The organism is Streptococcus sp. 9.1(2021), from assembly GCF_030466425.1.
In the GTDB taxonomy this organism is placed as follows: domain Bacteria; phylum Bacillota; class Bacilli; order Lactobacillales; family Streptococcaceae; genus Streptococcus; species Streptococcus wuxiensis.
The window spans coordinates 313,491-328,580 of the sequence record NZ_JAGQFU010000002.1 but is presented as its reverse complement, the minus strand read 5'-3'; the positions used below and the strand labels follow the sequence as shown (position 1 = coordinate 328,580).

The 15,090-nt window shown below is 40.9% G+C and carries 14 protein-coding genes and 1 riboswitch; of the genes, 13 read left to right on the top strand and 1 reads right to left on the bottom strand.

The features are described 5' to 3' along the window. Positions 1 to 132: 132 nt before the first annotated feature. The 10 genes from uvrA to KBU52_RS07290 all read left to right on the top strand — a co-directional run bounded on the left by uvrA (position 133) and on the right by KBU52_RS07290 (position 11,480). Positions 133 to 2,964 (top strand): excinuclease ABC subunit UvrA, encoded by a 2,832-nt coding sequence (gene uvrA / locus KBU52_RS07335; RefSeq protein WP_254724677.1) that lies wholly within the window; start codon positions 133 to 135, stop codon positions 2,962 to 2,964. Next, on the top strand, positions 2,957 to 4,018 hold the full coding sequence (locus tag KBU52_RS07330) for a Xaa-Pro peptidase family protein (RefSeq protein ID WP_254724678.1): 1,062 nt from the start codon (positions 2,957 to 2,959) through the stop codon (positions 4,016 to 4,018). Before uvrA ends, KBU52_RS07330 begins: the two co-directional genes overlap by 8 nt. A 52-nt stretch (positions 4,019 to 4,070) precedes the next feature. Beyond that, positions 4,071 to 4,224, top strand: a riboswitch (M-box (ykoK) riboswitch). Between the two features lie 298 nt (positions 4,225 to 4,522). Continuing rightward, positions 4,523 to 7,183 (top strand): magnesium-translocating P-type ATPase, encoded by a 2,661-nt coding sequence (mgtA, locus tag KBU52_RS07325; RefSeq protein ID WP_254724679.1) that lies wholly within the window; start codon positions 4,523 to 4,525, stop codon positions 7,181 to 7,183. A gap of 135 nt (positions 7,184 to 7,318) precedes the next feature. Continuing rightward, positions 7,319 to 7,717, top strand: a complete 399-nt coding sequence (spx, locus tag KBU52_RS07320) for a transcriptional regulator Spx (protein ID WP_000591164.1) — start codon at positions 7,319 to 7,321, stop codon at positions 7,715 to 7,717. A gap of 60 nt (positions 7,718 to 7,777) precedes the next feature. After that, positions 7,778 to 8,350: an SP0191 family lipoprotein gene (locus KBU52_RS07315; protein ID WP_254724680.1), complete on the top strand. Its 573-nt coding sequence runs from the start codon at positions 7,778 to 7,780 to the stop codon at positions 8,348 to 8,350. Positions 8,351 to 8,447: 97 nt separating this feature from the next. Further along, positions 8,448 to 8,714, top strand: coding sequence for an IreB family regulatory phosphoprotein (locus tag KBU52_RS07310; RefSeq protein ID WP_004250500.1), 267 nt, complete (start codon positions 8,448 to 8,450; stop codon positions 8,712 to 8,714). Between the two features lie 3 nt (positions 8,715 to 8,717). After that, positions 8,718 to 9,137 carry a Holliday junction resolvase RuvX gene (ruvX, locus tag KBU52_RS07305; RefSeq protein ID WP_033630844.1) on the top strand — a complete coding sequence of 140 codons (420 nt, stop codon included), beginning with the start codon at positions 8,718 to 8,720 and terminating at the stop codon, positions 9,135 to 9,137. A 15-nt stretch (positions 9,138 to 9,152) separates the two neighbouring features. Next, positions 9,153 to 9,458, top strand: a complete 306-nt coding sequence (locus KBU52_RS07300; protein ID WP_004250503.1) for a DUF1292 domain-containing protein — start codon at positions 9,153 to 9,155, stop codon at positions 9,456 to 9,458. A 259-nt stretch (positions 9,459 to 9,717) separates the two neighbouring features. Then, on the top strand, positions 9,718 to 10,968 hold the full coding sequence (locus KBU52_RS07295) for a folylpolyglutamate synthase/dihydrofolate synthase family protein (protein ID WP_254724681.1): 1,251 nt from the start codon (positions 9,718 to 9,720) through the stop codon (positions 10,966 to 10,968). A gap of 86 nt (positions 10,969 to 11,054) precedes the next feature. Further along, positions 11,055 to 11,480, top strand: a complete 426-nt coding sequence (locus KBU52_RS07290) for an SP_0198 family lipoprotein (RefSeq protein WP_254724682.1) — start codon at positions 11,055 to 11,057, stop codon at positions 11,478 to 11,480. Between the two features lie 135 nt (positions 11,481 to 11,615). On the opposite strand, the gene KBU52_RS07285 is transcribed toward KBU52_RS07290, so the two are convergent. After that, on the bottom strand, positions 11,616 to 12,428 hold the full coding sequence (locus KBU52_RS07285; protein WP_254724683.1) for a Cof-type HAD-IIB family hydrolase: 813 nt from the start codon (positions 12,426 to 12,428) through the stop codon (positions 11,616 to 11,618). Between the two features lie 196 nt (positions 12,429 to 12,624). Between KBU52_RS07285 and KBU52_RS07280 the strand changes: the two genes are divergently transcribed. The 3 genes from KBU52_RS07280 (at position 12,625) to KBU52_RS07270 (ending at position 15,090) form a co-directional block, all read left to right on the top strand. Then, positions 12,625 to 14,046: an NCS2 family permease gene (locus tag KBU52_RS07280; RefSeq protein WP_036758137.1), complete on the top strand. Its 1,422-nt coding sequence runs from the start codon at positions 12,625 to 12,627 to the stop codon at positions 14,044 to 14,046. 89 nt (positions 14,047 to 14,135) lie between these two features. Then, on the top strand, positions 14,136 to 14,579 hold the full coding sequence (tsaE, locus tag KBU52_RS07275) for a tRNA (adenosine(37)-N6)-threonylcarbamoyltransferase complex ATPase subunit type 1 TsaE (protein WP_254724684.1): 444 nt from the start codon (positions 14,136 to 14,138) through the stop codon (positions 14,577 to 14,579). Next, a complete protein-coding gene (locus KBU52_RS07270; protein WP_254724685.1) occupies positions 14,569 to 15,090 on the top strand; it encodes a GNAT family N-acetyltransferase in 522 nt (173 codons plus the stop codon). Before tsaE ends, KBU52_RS07270 begins: the two co-directional genes overlap by 11 nt.

The following is a 15,090-nucleotide window of genomic DNA, read 5'->3' as shown; positions in this document are numbered from 1 at the left end:
CTTTCCTAATCTATTCTGTGTTTAAGTGATTTTTAGCACCGTACTATTATACTACAAATTCGGCTTTTTTGGTAATAGAATTTCACTTTTTTTGGTATAATGGAAAGCAACAATGGACTAGAAAGAAGTAATATGCAAGATAAGATTGTCATCCATGGGGCACGCGCCCATAATTTAAAAAATATTGACGTGGAAATTCCACGTGACAAGCTAGTTGTGGTGACGGGGCTGTCGGGTTCGGGCAAGTCGAGTCTTGCTTTTGATACCCTTTATGCAGAAGGGCAACGTCGCTATGTAGAGAGTCTATCAGCCTACGCTCGTCAGTTTTTGGGCAATATGGAAAAACCAGATGTGGACTCTATCGATGGTCTCAGCCCTGCCATTTCCATTGACCAGAAAACGACCAGTAAAAATCCTCGTTCGACGGTTGGGACAACGACGGAAATCAACGATTATCTACGTCTTCTCTATGCACGTGTAGGGACACCCTACTGTATCAATGGACATGGGGCTATCAAGGCTTCGTCTGTAGAGCAGATTGTGGACAAGGTTTTGGAATTACCAGAACGCCAGCGTCTGCAGATTTTGGCTCCTGTTGTTCGTAAGAAAAAAGGGCAACACAAGACGTTGATTGAAAAGATTCAAAAAGATGGTTACGTACGTGTCCGTGTCGATGGAGTTGTCTATGATGTGACTGAAGTTCCTGAACTTGAAAAGAATAAACAACACAACATTGACGTGGTGGTAGACCGTATTATCATCAAAGAAGGTATCCGTAGTCGTCTCTTTGACTCAATTGAAGCAGCTCTCCGCATCGCTGAAGGTTATGTCGTTATTGATACCATGGATGATTCAGAGTTACTCTTTTCAGAACACTATGCTTGTCCAGTTTGTGGCTTTACGGTTCCAGAACTAGAACCTCGTCTCTTCTCTTTCAATGCACCATTTGGTTCTTGTAGTGAGTGTGATGGTTTGGGGATCAAGCTAGAGGTTGATACAGACTTGGTAGTGCCAGATGCTAGCAAGACCCTTCGTGAGGGAGCCTTAGCGCCTTGGAACCCGATCTCTTCTAACTATTATCCAAATATGCTAGAACAAGCCATGACAGCCTTTGGAGTGGATATGGATACTCCTTTTGAGGACTTGTCTGAGGAGGAGAAACATCTCATTTTCTATGGTTCAGATGGTAAGGAATTCCATTTCCATTATGAAAATGAATTCGGCGGAGTTCGTGATATCGACATTCCTTTTGAAGGTGTTATAGGAAATATCAAGCGTCGTTACCATGAAACCAATAGTGACTACACCCGCACACAGATGCGTCTTTATATGAATGAGCTAACTTGTGGCACTTGTCACGGTTATCGCCTCAACGATCAGGCCTTATCCGTTCGTGTAGGAGGAGAGAAAGCCCCTCATATTGGAGAAATTTCAGACCTCTCCATCGCAGACCATTTGGAGGTTATTGATCAACTAAGCCTATCTGAAAATGAAGCCACCATCGCTCGTCCGATTCTTAAGGAAATAAAGGACCGCTTGACCTTCCTCAATAATGTTGGTCTCAACTATCTGACCCTTTCTCGTTCTGCAGGAACATTATCAGGTGGGGAGAGCCAACGTATTCGCTTAGCGACCCAGATTGGTTCCAATCTCTCAGGAGTCCTCTATATCTTAGATGAGCCGTCAATCGGTCTCCACCAGAGGGACAATGACCGTCTGATTGCCAGTCTGAAAAAGATGCGGGATTTGGGTAATACTCTTATCGTGGTAGAACACGATGAAGACACCATGCGAGAAGCCGATTATCTGATAGACGTCGGCCCTGGTGCAGGGGTCTTTGGTGGAGAGATTGTAGCAGCAGGAACGCCTAAGCAGGTAGCTCGAAACAGTAAGTCAATTACAGGACAGTATCTGTCAGGGAAACGTGCGATTCCAGTACCGACGGAACGCCGTATAGGCAATGGTCGCTTTATCGAGGTGACTGGGGCGCGTGAGAACAACCTACAAAATATCACCGCTCGCTTCCCACTCGGGAAATTCATTGCGGTGACAGGGGTCTCTGGCTCAGGGAAGTCGACACTTATTAACAGCATCCTCAAAAAAGCCATTGCTCAAAAACTCAATCGAAATTCAGACAAGCCTGGAAAGTTTAAGACTATCTCAGGGATTGAGCATATCGATCGTCTGATTGATATTGACCAGAGTCCTATTGGAAGAACACCGAGGTCTAATCCTGCAACCTATACAGGTGTCTTTGATGACATTCGAGATCTCTTTGCTCAGACAAATGAAGCCAAGATTCGTGGCTATAAGAAGGGTCGCTTCAGTTTCAATGTCAAGGGTGGTCGCTGTGAGGCCTGCTCAGGTGACGGGATTATCAAGATTGAGATGCACTTCTTGCCAGACGTATACGTAGCTTGTGAAGTCTGCCATGGAACCCGCTACAACAGTGAAACCCTGGAAGTTCATTATAAGGAAAAGAATATCTCGCAAGTTTTAGATATGACCGTCAACGATGCGGTGGAATTTTTCAAACACATTCCAAAAATTCAACGCAAACTCCAGACTATCAAAGATGTTGGTCTAGGCTATGTGACCTTAGGGCAACCAGCCACGACACTTTCTGGTGGAGAAGCGCAACGTATGAAGCTGGCTAGCGAGCTCCATAAACGCTCGACCGGTAAATCCTTCTACATTCTAGATGAACCGACAACTGGTCTTCATACCGAGGATATCGCGCGTCTACTAAAGGTCTTGTCTCGCTTTGTAGATGATGGCAATACAGTTCTCGTGATTGAGCACAATCTAGATGTCATCAAAACAGCAGACCATATTATCGACCTAGGCCCAGAAGGCGGTGTTGGTGGTGGAACCATCATTGCAACAGGAACTCCAGAGGAAGTAGCTGCTAATGAAGCTAGCTATACAGGACAGTATTTGAAAGGAAAGTTACATCATGAATAAACGTGTGCAAGCATTTTTAGATAAAATGCAAGAAAAAGAACTAGATGGGATCATTATCAATAACCTTAAGAACGTCTACTATTTGACAGGATTTTGGGGTTCGAATGGAACAGTCTTTATCAGTCGTGACCGTCAAATTTTGGTGACAGATGCCCGCTATATTATCGCTGCTAAGCAAGAAGTAACTGGTTTTGAGATTTTTGCAGAGCGTGATGAGTTGGCTACTATCGCAAAAATTGCTAAAGACATGGGACTTTCTCGTATCGGGTTTGAAGATGAAATTTCGGTTTCTTATTACCACCGCATGCAAGCCGCTTTTGAAGGTTTGGAATTAATTCCTCAGACACAGTTTGTTGAAGCGCTTCGCATGATTAAGGATGAGACAGAGATTGCGACGATTCGTAAGGCTTGTTCAATATCAGACCAAGCTTTCCACGATGCCCTTGAATTTATCAAGCCAGGGAAGACTGAAATTGAAATTGCCAACTTCCTTGATTTCCGTATGCGTGAGCTGGGAGCGGCAGGTTTGTCTTTTGACACAATCCTAGCGAGTGGCATCAACTCTTCTAAACCCCATGCTCATCCTATGCATAAGCCAGTAGAACTAGGCGAAGCTATCACTATGGACTTTGGGTGCCTTTACGAGCATTATGTGAGTGATATGACTCGTACCATCTACCTAGGCCATGTCAGCGACGAACAAGCAGAAATCTACAACACTGTTTTAAAGGCTAACCAAGCATTGATTGACCAAGCTAAGGCTGGCTTAGGTTTCCGTGACTTTGACAAAATCCCTCGTGATATCATTGTGGAAGCAGGCTATGGACAATACTTTACACACGGTATCGGGCACGGTATCGGACTTGATATCCACGAAGAGCCTTACTTTAGCCAAACTTCCAAAGAAGTTATCAAAACTGGTATGGTTTTGACTGATGAACCCGGTATTTATATCGAAGGTAAATATGGAGTTCGTATCGAAGATGATATCTTGATTACAGATACCGGTTGCGAATTATTAACCCTTGCTCCGAAAGAATTGATTGTGATCTAAGAAAATGAGATAAATCGTTGACTTTTATTAGTTAAAGGTTTATACTGAAAGGCGAAAACGGTAGGTGAGGCTACCATAGGGATACGGATGACTACCGCAAAGCAGTGGAGACACTACTCGTTGGTCAACAGTCCTGGTCGCGAAGGTCAAGACTAAGCTCATTACATCGCCCTATGGAGTTAAAGCTTGAACGAAAACAGATAATAAGTTTTTTAGTCCTGCCATTTTATGGCAGGATTTTCTGCTGTTTTAAAACAAAGAAAGGAGACAAACGATGCAAATTGACGATCATCCAGAACCGCACATACACAGCCAATCGCTGATTTGTGTCGTTCTGTCCCTATAAAGTGATTGGTCCCTGTGTATGATACTCTTCGAAAATCAAATTCAAACTGCGTCAACGTCGCCTTGGCGTACTCAAGTACAGCCTGCGGCTAGTTTCCTAGTTTGCTCTTTGATTTTCATTGAGTATGAAATCACCATTCATACAGATAGGAGAAACCAATGAAAACTACAAAAGAAAGACTAGCAGTAGCTATTCAAACTCCATTAAAAGATAGTCTAGCTTTTTACCATACAAGTCTAAAAGGCTTAGACCAAGAACAAGTCGAAGAAAACCGTGACCTATATGGTGAAAACACCATTACTAAGGGTCAAGAGGATTCCATCTTTAAAAAGATTTATGAGTCCATTATCAATCCTTTCACAATCATTTTGCTTGTAATTGCCTTTATTTCTCTCGTTACAAACGTCTGGCTTGCCAAACCTGGCCAAGAGGACCCTACGACCTCTATTATTATTGTTGTCTTGGTTTTGATTTCAGGAGGCATCCGTTTTGTCCAAGAGTTGCGGAGCGACAAGGCGACAACCAATCTTTCAAAAATGATTGTCAACACTGCAACTGTTATTCGTGATAGTCTGGAACAAGAGTTGCCAATCGACGAATTGGTTGTGGGAGACCTCGTGAAATTGAGCGCTGGAGATATGATTCCAGCAGATGTCATCTTATTCGAATCGCGCGACTTTTTCGTTCAACAGTCAGGTTTGACTGGAGAAAGTGATGCAGTTGAAAAGCTAGCTTTAAATAAAACCACTGGTCAAAATGTAGATAGCCTCTTAGAAGCAGAATCTTTGGCCTTCATGGGGACAAACGTTATCTCAGGAAGTGCTACAGCTATGGTCCTAGCGGTTGGTGATGACACCATGATGGGAGCCATCGAGCAGACTCTCAACACCTACGATGAACCAACTTCTTTTGAACGTGAAATGAACAGCATTTCTTGGCTCTTGATCCGCTTGATGCTTGTCATGGTTCCAATTGTGTTTTTCGCAAATGGTTTGACCGACGGAGACTGGCTAGAGGCTGGAGTGTTTGCCTTGAGCGTCGGTGTCGGCCTTACACCAGAAATGCTTCCGATGATTATTACAGCCAGCTTAGCAAAAGGTTCCATTATCATGGCTAAGGAAAAGGTAGTCATCAAAAAACTCAATGCTATCCAAGACTTAGGAGCAATCGATATCCTTTGTACGGATAAAACTGGAACTTTAACACAAGATGAGATTGTCTTAGAATACCCATTGGATATCCATGGCGATTTGGATATGGCAGTCTTAAGAAGAGCTTATCTAAATTCACATTTTCAAACAGGTTTGAAGAACTTGATGGACCGTGCCATCATCAGTAGAACTGAAAAAGAAGCCAAGGAACATGTTATCCTACAAAATCTAGACACCAGCTTCCAAAAAATCGACGAACTACCATTTGATTTTGAACGTAGACGCATGAGTGTTATCGTCAAAGATGATAGCAATGTTGTTAGTATGGTAACCAAAGGCGCCTTGGAAGAAATGTTGACCATTTCGACACATGTGGAATATCGTGGAGAAGTCATCCCTCTTACTGAAGACATTCGTCAAGAAGTGTTGGCGGAAGTTGGTCAATTAAACCGTCAAGGTTTACGTGTATTAGGTGTTGGTTACAAGTCAGGTCTACGTGAAGATTATGCCTATGCTGTGACTGATGAAAGTGACATGATCCTTACAGGTTACCTTGCCTTCTTGGATCCACCAAAACCATCTGCAGCACCAGCTATTCAAGCTTTGCTTGAGCATGGTGTCAGAACAAAGATTTTAACTGGGGATAATGAAAAAGTAACCCAAGCCATCTGTGAAAAGGTTGGTTTGGATGTTGAGCAGATGCTTTTGGGAGCTGATATCGACCAAATGACAGACCAAGAATTGGCAGAAGCGGTTGAAAGTGTAACAGTCTTTGCCAAATTGTCTCCTGACCAAAAAGCTCGAATTATTCTACAATTGAAGAAAAATGGTCATGCCGTTGGTTATATGGGTGACGGTATTAATGATGCCCCATCTATGAAGGTAGCAGATGTTGGAATTTCCGTTGATACAGCAGTAGATATCGCAAAGGAAACAGCTGATGTTATTTTGCTGGACAAGGATCTCATGGTTCTTGAAACAGGTATCGTTGAAGGCCGGAAGGTCTACGCCAACATGACCAAATACATCAAGATGACCGTTAGTTCAAACTTTGGGAATATCTTCTCTCTGTTGGTTGCAAGTATCTTCTTGCCATTTTTACCAATGGCTCCTGTTCATCTCATTGTCCTAAACCTAGTCTACGATTTATCTTGTGTGGCATTGCCGTTTGATAACGTGGATCAAGACTTCCTCAGACAACCCCATACATGGGAAGCAAAATCTATTACGCGATTTATGGTTTGGATGGGTCCAATATCATCTATCTTTGACATTTTGACCTTTATTTTCCTATACTTTATCATTGTTCCTTTGGTGACAGGCCACCATTATGTTCATGGTTCTGAATCTGCCCTTCAGTTTATTATCTTATTCCAAACAGGATGGTTCATCGAATCTATGTGGTCTCAAACCATGGTTATCCATATGCTTCGTACGGCAAAAGTTCCTTTTGTACAAAGCAGACCAGCTTGGCTTGTAATCTTGACAACCTTGGTTGCCGCAATTTTCGTAACTAGTCTGCCTTATGGACCGCTAGTAAATATCCTTCGTCTAGCACCCTTAGGGCTTCCTTACTTCTTGTTCTTAATCTGTATTATTTTCTTGTATATGTTTAGCGTCACAGTTATTAAGAAATTTTACATTAGGAAGTACAAAGAATGGTTATAGTTCGGTTTTTGTCAAGAAAAAAGATAGAAAACTGGGGAAAAAGTTAAATTTTTTTAAAAATAGGTCGCAAGTCGGATGTTTTTTATGGTATAATAGAATAAACTGATAGTAACATGTAGCGAAAGGGGTAGGTACATGATCAAAATTTATACAGTCTCAAGTTGTACTAGCTGTAAAAAAGCTAAAACCTGGCTCAATGCCCACCAGTTAAGTTATAAAGAACAAAACCTCGGTAAAGAGGGGATTTCTAGAGAAGAATTATTAGATATTCTAACAAAAACAGACAATGGAATTGCGAGCATTGTATCATCAAAGAATCGCTACGCTAAAGCTCTCGGAGTTGATATCGAAGATTTGAGTGTCAATGAAGTGCTTAATTTAATCATGGAAACACCACGCATCCTAAAAAGTCCAATTCTTGTTGACGAGAAACGTTTACAAGTTGGCTATAAAGAAGATGACATTCGTGCCTTCTTGCCACGCTCTGTCCGCAATGTAGAAAATGCAGAAGCACGTTTACGTGCAGCACTATAAAACATAAAGGCTGGGAGTGACTCCTAGCCTTATTTGATAGATAAATAAGGAAAAATAAATATGAAGAAGATAGTTATCGGTACAGTTGCGCTCCTATTTTTGCTAGCTGGCTGTGGACAGAAAAAAGAGTCTGCGGAACCTTCTAAAGATACAACGACAGAAGCTCTTCAATCAACTTTGCCAGTTCTAGAAAATGCCAATAACAATACAGTAGTAACAAAGACGCTTGTTCTACCTGCTGACGAAAATGGGGTTCAACAAACCCAAACCATTACCTATAAGGGCAAACAGTTCTTGACCTTAACGATTCAGCAAAAACGACAAGTTTCAGAAGACCTCAAGAACTTTATTGCAGAGCATGGATTAGAGGAAGCAAGAAAGGCCTTGAAAGAAGGAGAAGACAAGGATGAATCGGTCCAAGAAGCACGTAAAATTCCTGGATTTAACATTGAAACCAATCTTTTAAGTGAAACCGAGATTGAAACAAAAACAAGTTATGATTTTCAAGTTCTAGACGTTAAAAAGGCAAGCGAAAGCGAATATTTAAAAAATGTGGGATTAGAAAATCTACTAAAAAACGAACCAGAAGAATATATTGAAAATCGAGTTGCAAGTGGCGCGACTGTCCAGTAAGGAAGTCACAGAAAATCAGCAAAATCAGGCTGTGTCATTTGTAGAATGGCTGTGAATGTGCTATAATAGTACTATTCTAAGGAAAGAGGGTGTTAGAATGGGATTTACTGAAGAAACCGTACGTTTTAAATTGGATGATTCCAATAAAAAAGAAATTAGTGAAACATTGACAGAAGTCTATGCTTCATTGAATGAGAAGGGGTATAACCCTATTAATCAGATTGTGGGCTATGTTCTCAGTGGAGACCCAGCTTACGTTCCTCGTTATAACAATGCACGAAATCAAATTCGTAAGTATGAACGCGATGAAATTGTTGAAGAGTTGGTTCGCTACTACCTTAAGGGACAAGGAGTCGATCTATAATCTATGAGAATTATGGGATTGGACGTTGGTTCCAAAACAGTAGGAGTAGCGATTAGCGATCCGCTAGGTTTTACAGCACAAGGGCTTGAAATCATCCAAATCAATGAAGATCAAGGAGAGTTCGGCTTTGAACGACTCAAGGAATTGGTTGACACCTATAAGGTGGAGCGCTTTGTTGTTGGTTTACCTAAAAACATGAATAATACCAGTGGACCGAGGGTTGAAGCTAGTCAAGCCTATGGTGTAAAGCTAGAAGAACTTTTTGGTTTGCCAGTAGAGTATCAAGATGAACGCTTGACTACGGTTGCTGCAGAGCGCATGTTGATTGAGCAAGCAGACATTAGTCGCAATAAGCGTAAAAAAGTTATTGATAAATTGGCAGCTCAGTTGATTTTGCAAAATTATTTAGATAGAAAATTTTAAGACAGAGGAGAAACTATGTCACACGATCACAACCACGATCACGAAGAACGTGAACTTATTACACTTGTAGATGAGCAAGGAAACGAAACTTTATTTGAAATCCTTTTGACTATTGACGGAAAAGAAGAATTTGGTAAAAACTATGTTCTTCTTGTACCAGTTAATGCAGAAGAAGATGAAAACGGTGAAGTTGAAATCCAAGCTTACTCATTCATCGAAAATGAAGATGGAACTGAAGGCGAATTGCAACCAATTCCTGAAGATTCAGATGACGAATGGAACATGATTGAAGAAGTCTTCAACAGCTTTATGGAGGAGTAAAAACATCCGGGGGATGTTTTTACCCTTGCGATAGAAATGAAGACCGCAAGTCAGTCCAGGGGATGTTTTTAGCCCTGCGCTAGAAAATAGAAACGCAGGTAGTCTGGGAGACTGTATCAGCCCAGTTCCTTGAAATAAGAGAGAACTGGTAAGTCCAGTGGACGTTTTTAGCCTGACGCTAAAAATAAAATTTAGCTAGTATCTAGCAAAATGAGTAAAAAGCGAAGAGAATCTTCGCTTTTTTGTTAAGGAGATAAGCATGATTGAAGTAGAAAAATGGCTTCATAGTCGGATTGGCTTGAATTTTAGATCAGGATTGGGACGGATGCAAAGAGCAGTAGATTTGCTGGGGAATCCTGAGCAAACCTATCCAATTATCCATGTGACAGGGACAAATGGCAAGGGGTCAACTATTGCTTTTATGAGGGAGCTTTTTGTTGCCCATGGGAAAACGGTTGGTACCTTTACTTCGCCCCACGTTGTCAGCATCCATGACCGTATCTGTATTAATGGTGAGCCTATATCGGACGAAGATTTTATTCGTTTAGCAGATCAAGTCAAAGTAATGGAGCAAAGACTTTTAGAAACCCACGATCAGCTATCTTTTTTTGAGTTGCTGACCTTGATTGCTTTGCTTTATTTTAAAGAGCAAAAAGTAGATTTGGTCCTACTGGAAGTTGGGATAGGTGGACTTCTTGATACCACTAATGTGGTGACAGGAGAAATTGCAATCATCACATCAATCGGCCTCGATCACCAGGAGACCTTGGGCGATAGTTTAACAGCAATTGCAGAGCAGAAAGCAGGAATTTTTAAGCCTGGGAAATCAGCTGTGATTGCAAATTTAGCACCGGAAGCCCAACTCGTTTGTCAAAGGACAGCCACTGATTTGGGTGTAAGTCTCTACCAAGCTAATAAAGATTTTTCTTTCCGAAATGGGAACTTTTCTTCTTCTCTAGCTGACTTTAACCACCTAATATTGGGACTGGAGGGAGCATATCAGGAGGAAAATGCAGCTCTTGCCTTGCAGGCTTTTCTACTATTTATGGCACAAAGAGACGAGAAAGTTGACCAAGAAGCAATTCGAGCTGCTTTGCGAACTACCAGATGGGCTGGAAGGCTAGAAGCTGTCACTGAGCACATCTATTTGGATGGGGCTCACAATTTACCAGCTCTAGAGCGTTTGGTTGAGTTTATCCAAGAAAAAATCCAGCAAGGGTATCAGCCTCAAATCTTATTTGGTGCCCTAAAGCGGAAAGATTATAGTGGAATGCTTACTTATTTAACAGAGCATTTACCTGATGTAGCTCTCTATGTTACGAGTTTTGACTATCAGGGTTCCTTGGAAGAGCAAGACTTTGGAGATTATACAAGCATTGCTTCTTATCGAGATTTTATAGATAATTTTGAGAGTTTTGCAGGGGAGCAAGACTTGCTATTTGTGACAGGATCTCTCTATTTTATATCAGAGGTTCGCGCTTGTCTCATGGCCCTAGATTCATTTGATTGACCCTCCTATCTTTATTTGTTATAGTAAAGGTGTGGTGGCTCAGCAGGGTTATTCTGATTTTAAGCCACTAAAAGAAAGGAGCCGTCATGTCACTAAAAAAATTCACACTTTCTCTTGCTTCTTTGGCAAGTCTTAGTCTCTTAGTTGCATGTTCGCCAAAAGAGCAGGCAGCTCCTTCAACTCAAGCAAGTACTAGTACGGAAGTAACGACTGCTCAGTCAGCAGAAACGACTGTTTCTAGTTCGACTGCTAGCTCAGTAACCAACATTGATGGGACCTATAAAGGGCAAGATGAGAGAGATAGCATTACTCTCGTAGTTACTGGTAATACTGGAACATGGACAGAAGTAGAAGCTGATGGCGATCAGGAAATTAAAAAGGTCACCTTCGAACCAGAAAGTCAGAGGGTCTTTATTGGAGATGATATCAAGGTTTATGTAGCTGATGGCAATCAAATTATTATTGATGATATGGGTCGCGAAATTTCTGATCGTATCGTTCTAAAAAAATAGATATCTTTTGTAAGGATTTGAATCTCGTTAACAAGGATTCGGGTCCTTTTTTCTTTAATCGATTTTTGGCAAAAAAAAATCCATACGATTAAGGTAGCTATTTTCTACCAAAAAAGTATGGAGGGATAGTTTTTATTAAAGGAACTGCTCTTGTAAAAAGTGAGCGACTCCGTCTTCTTCGTTGGTTAGTGGTAATTGCTCGTCTGCGAAAGAAAGTAGAGCGGGATTAGCATTTTTCATGGCATATCCTCTACCTGCAAAGGAGAGCATTTCTTGGTCATTGTGTTCGTCACCAAAGGCAATCAGGTTCTGTCTGTCTATATTCATGACATTTAGAAGGTATTCAAGAGCAAAGGCCTTGTGAACACCTTTTGTAGTACATTCAAGAATGTTCAAGGGACCGCCCCAAGTATTGATATTAAGCTGATGCTTGTAAAAGCTAGTCATCTCTTCTGCTAGTGCATATTTATCGTCTGCCCTAGTTTGTAATAAAATACAGTTAGGCCCCTTAGTCACTAAGTCAGGCTTGAATTGATTTTCAGGGCGAAAGTTTTCAACACCAAACAATTTAGGATCTGCAATTTCCTTGTCTGGGGATGTAATGTAAAACTTTTTACGGTATTCACCTGCGATAAAGTCTGCCTCGATATCCTCTTTTCGTTTTACGATATCCAAGAGATATTTTTTGTCCACAGTAAGACATTTTTCATGTTTCCAAGCCCTACCAGGTAGGTGAGTGAGCGAACCGTTGAAGTTAATCATAGGAGTCTCAAGTTCAAGTTGGTCATAAAAATCTTTGGCCATACGATATGGGCGACCGGTTGCGATAACCACATGGTGGCCTTTCTTAGAAATTTTTTTAATGGTTTCTTTTGTAAAGTCAGAGAGTTTGCTTTCTCCATTAAGTAAGGTACCGTCTAAGTCCACGGCAATCATTTTTTTAGTCATAAAATCCTCCCGAATTTAGTTTCAGATAAGATGTTTCCTATTATATCAAAAAGCTGAAAGAAAAGCTGACTATAAGCAAAAATAAGAAGAATCATATCCTTTAAGAATTTTTAAAAATAAGAAAAATAGCTTGAAAATGTGAATGATTAATGATATAATAGACATATTGTTCGTAAAATGACAAAGGAGATTAAAAATGGACAAATTATTTAAACTAAAAGAGCACGGGACAGATGTTCGTACAGAGGTGCTTGCTGGTTTAACAACTTTCTTTGCAATGAGTTATATTCTCTTTGTAAACCCTCAAATGCTTTCGCAAACAGGAATGCCTGTTCAGGGTGTATTCTTGGCAACAATCATCGGTTCTGTAGTAGGAACTTTGATGATGGCTTTCTATGCTAACTTGCCATACGCACAAGCTCCAGGTATGGGACTTAATGCATTCTTTACATTTACGGTTGTATTCGGAATGGGCTATACTTGGAAAGAAGCTCTTGGTATGGTCTTCATCTGTGGGATTATTTCTCTTATTATCACATTAACCAATGTTCGTAAAATGATCATTGAGTCTATTCCTGCAACTCTTCGTTCAGCAATTTCAGCTGGTATTGGTGTTTTCCTTGCCTATGTTGGTATTAAGAATGCTGGTCTCTTGAAATTCTCAATTGACCCAGGTACTTATACTGTAGCAGGTGAAGGAGCAGATAAGGCTCAAGCAGCGATTACTGCAAATGCAGCAGCTGTTCCAGGATTGGTAGATTTCAATACTCCAGCAGTATTGGTAGCTATTGCAGGTCTTGCCATTACAATCTTCTTTGTTGTCAAAGGTATTAAAGGTGGGATCATTCTTTCTATTTTGACAACTACAGTCCTTGCGATTGCGGTTGGTCTTGTTAATTTGTCAGGAATCGATTTTGCTAGCAACAATCTTTCAGCAGCAGTTAACGACTTAGGAACTTTATTTGGTGCAGCCCTTGGTTCAGAAGGTTTGGGTTCTCTGATTTCAAATACTTCACGTTTACCTGAAACCTTGATGGCCATTCTTGCCTTCTCATTGACTGATATTTTTGATACAATTGGTACTCTTATCGGTACAGGTGAAAAAGTTGGTATCATCGCATCAAGTGGTGAGAACAATGAATCAGCTAAATTGGATAAGGCTCTATATTCTGACTTGGTGGCGACATCAGTTGGTGCCATTGCAGGTACTTCAAACGTTACAACTTATATTGAGTCAGCAGCAGGGATCGGTGCTGGTGGACGTACTGGATTGACAGCCTTAGTTGTTGCTATCTGTTTTGCTCTATCAAGCTTCTTTAGCCCACTTCTTGCCATTGTGCCTTCAGCTGCGACAGCACCAATTTTGATTATCGTCGGAATTATGATGCTCTCTAACTTGAAAAACATTCCTTGGGATGATATGTCAGAAGCTATTCCAGCCTTCTTCACATCTATCTTTATGGGATTCAGTTACTCCATTACACAAGGGATTGCTGTTGGTTTCCTAACTTACACTTTAGCGAAGATTGTTAAAGGTCAAGTTAAGGAAGTGCATGTCATGATTTGGATTTTAGACGCTCTGTTCATCTTGAACTACATTAGCATGGCTCTAAACTAAAGACAAAAACTTTAAAAAAGAAGGAGGAAACTCCTCTTTTTTTACTACTAGAAATGTCGCAAAAGAAAACTTTTTGGTATAATAATAACATGCACACAAAAAATGAAGATGAACTAATCGCTCTTGGACAAGAGTTGGGTAGTCTACTTGAAAAAAATGATGTATTGATTTTAACTGGTGAATTAGGTGCTGGAAAAACCACATTAACAAAAGGTCTAGCTAAGGGCCTAGGGATTCATCAAATGATTAAGAGTCCTACTTATACCATTGTTCGAGAATATGAAGGACGTCTACCTCTGTATCACTTGGATGTTTATCGTATCGAAGGGGATGCAGATTCTATCGATTTGGACGAATTTCTTTTTGGATCAGGTGTGACAGTTATTGAGTGGGGGCATCTATTAGGTGAGGCTCTTCCAGCTGACTATCTAGAATTAGAAATCCTTAAAGATGATGAGGGCCGTGAAGTTGTCTTTCATGCCCACGGTCAACGAGCAGCAGAACTCTTGCAGAGGTTGACAGATGGAGTATGATTTATTAATTCGTGAAGCAGAAGTTGAGGATGCTACAGAACTTATTGCACTTTTGGATCAGATTGGTCATGAATCTAGTTTTACCAGTCTGGATGAAAATGGAATTGTAATGAGTGAATCTGAGATGCAGCGTTTTATTAACAAGCAGGCCCAGTCGGATAATCAGATTACTTTACTAGCTTATTTGAATGAAGAATTGGCAGGAGTGATCAATATAACGGCTGATCAACGTCCACGAGTTCGGCATATTGGGGATATCTTTTTGGGTATCAAAAAAGCCTATTGGGGAAATGGTCTCGGTAGTATCTTGATGGAAGAAGTTATTGAGTGGGCCCAATCGAGCGGAAGTATTCGACGCTTACAATTGACAGTTCAAAAACGAAATCTGGCAGCTGTTCATCTATATAAAAAGCTGGGCTTCATCATTGAAGGCCAGCAGGAACGCGGCGCTTGTATAGAAGGAGGAGAGTTTCTTGATGTTTACCTGATGGGTCGACTGATAGACGAATAA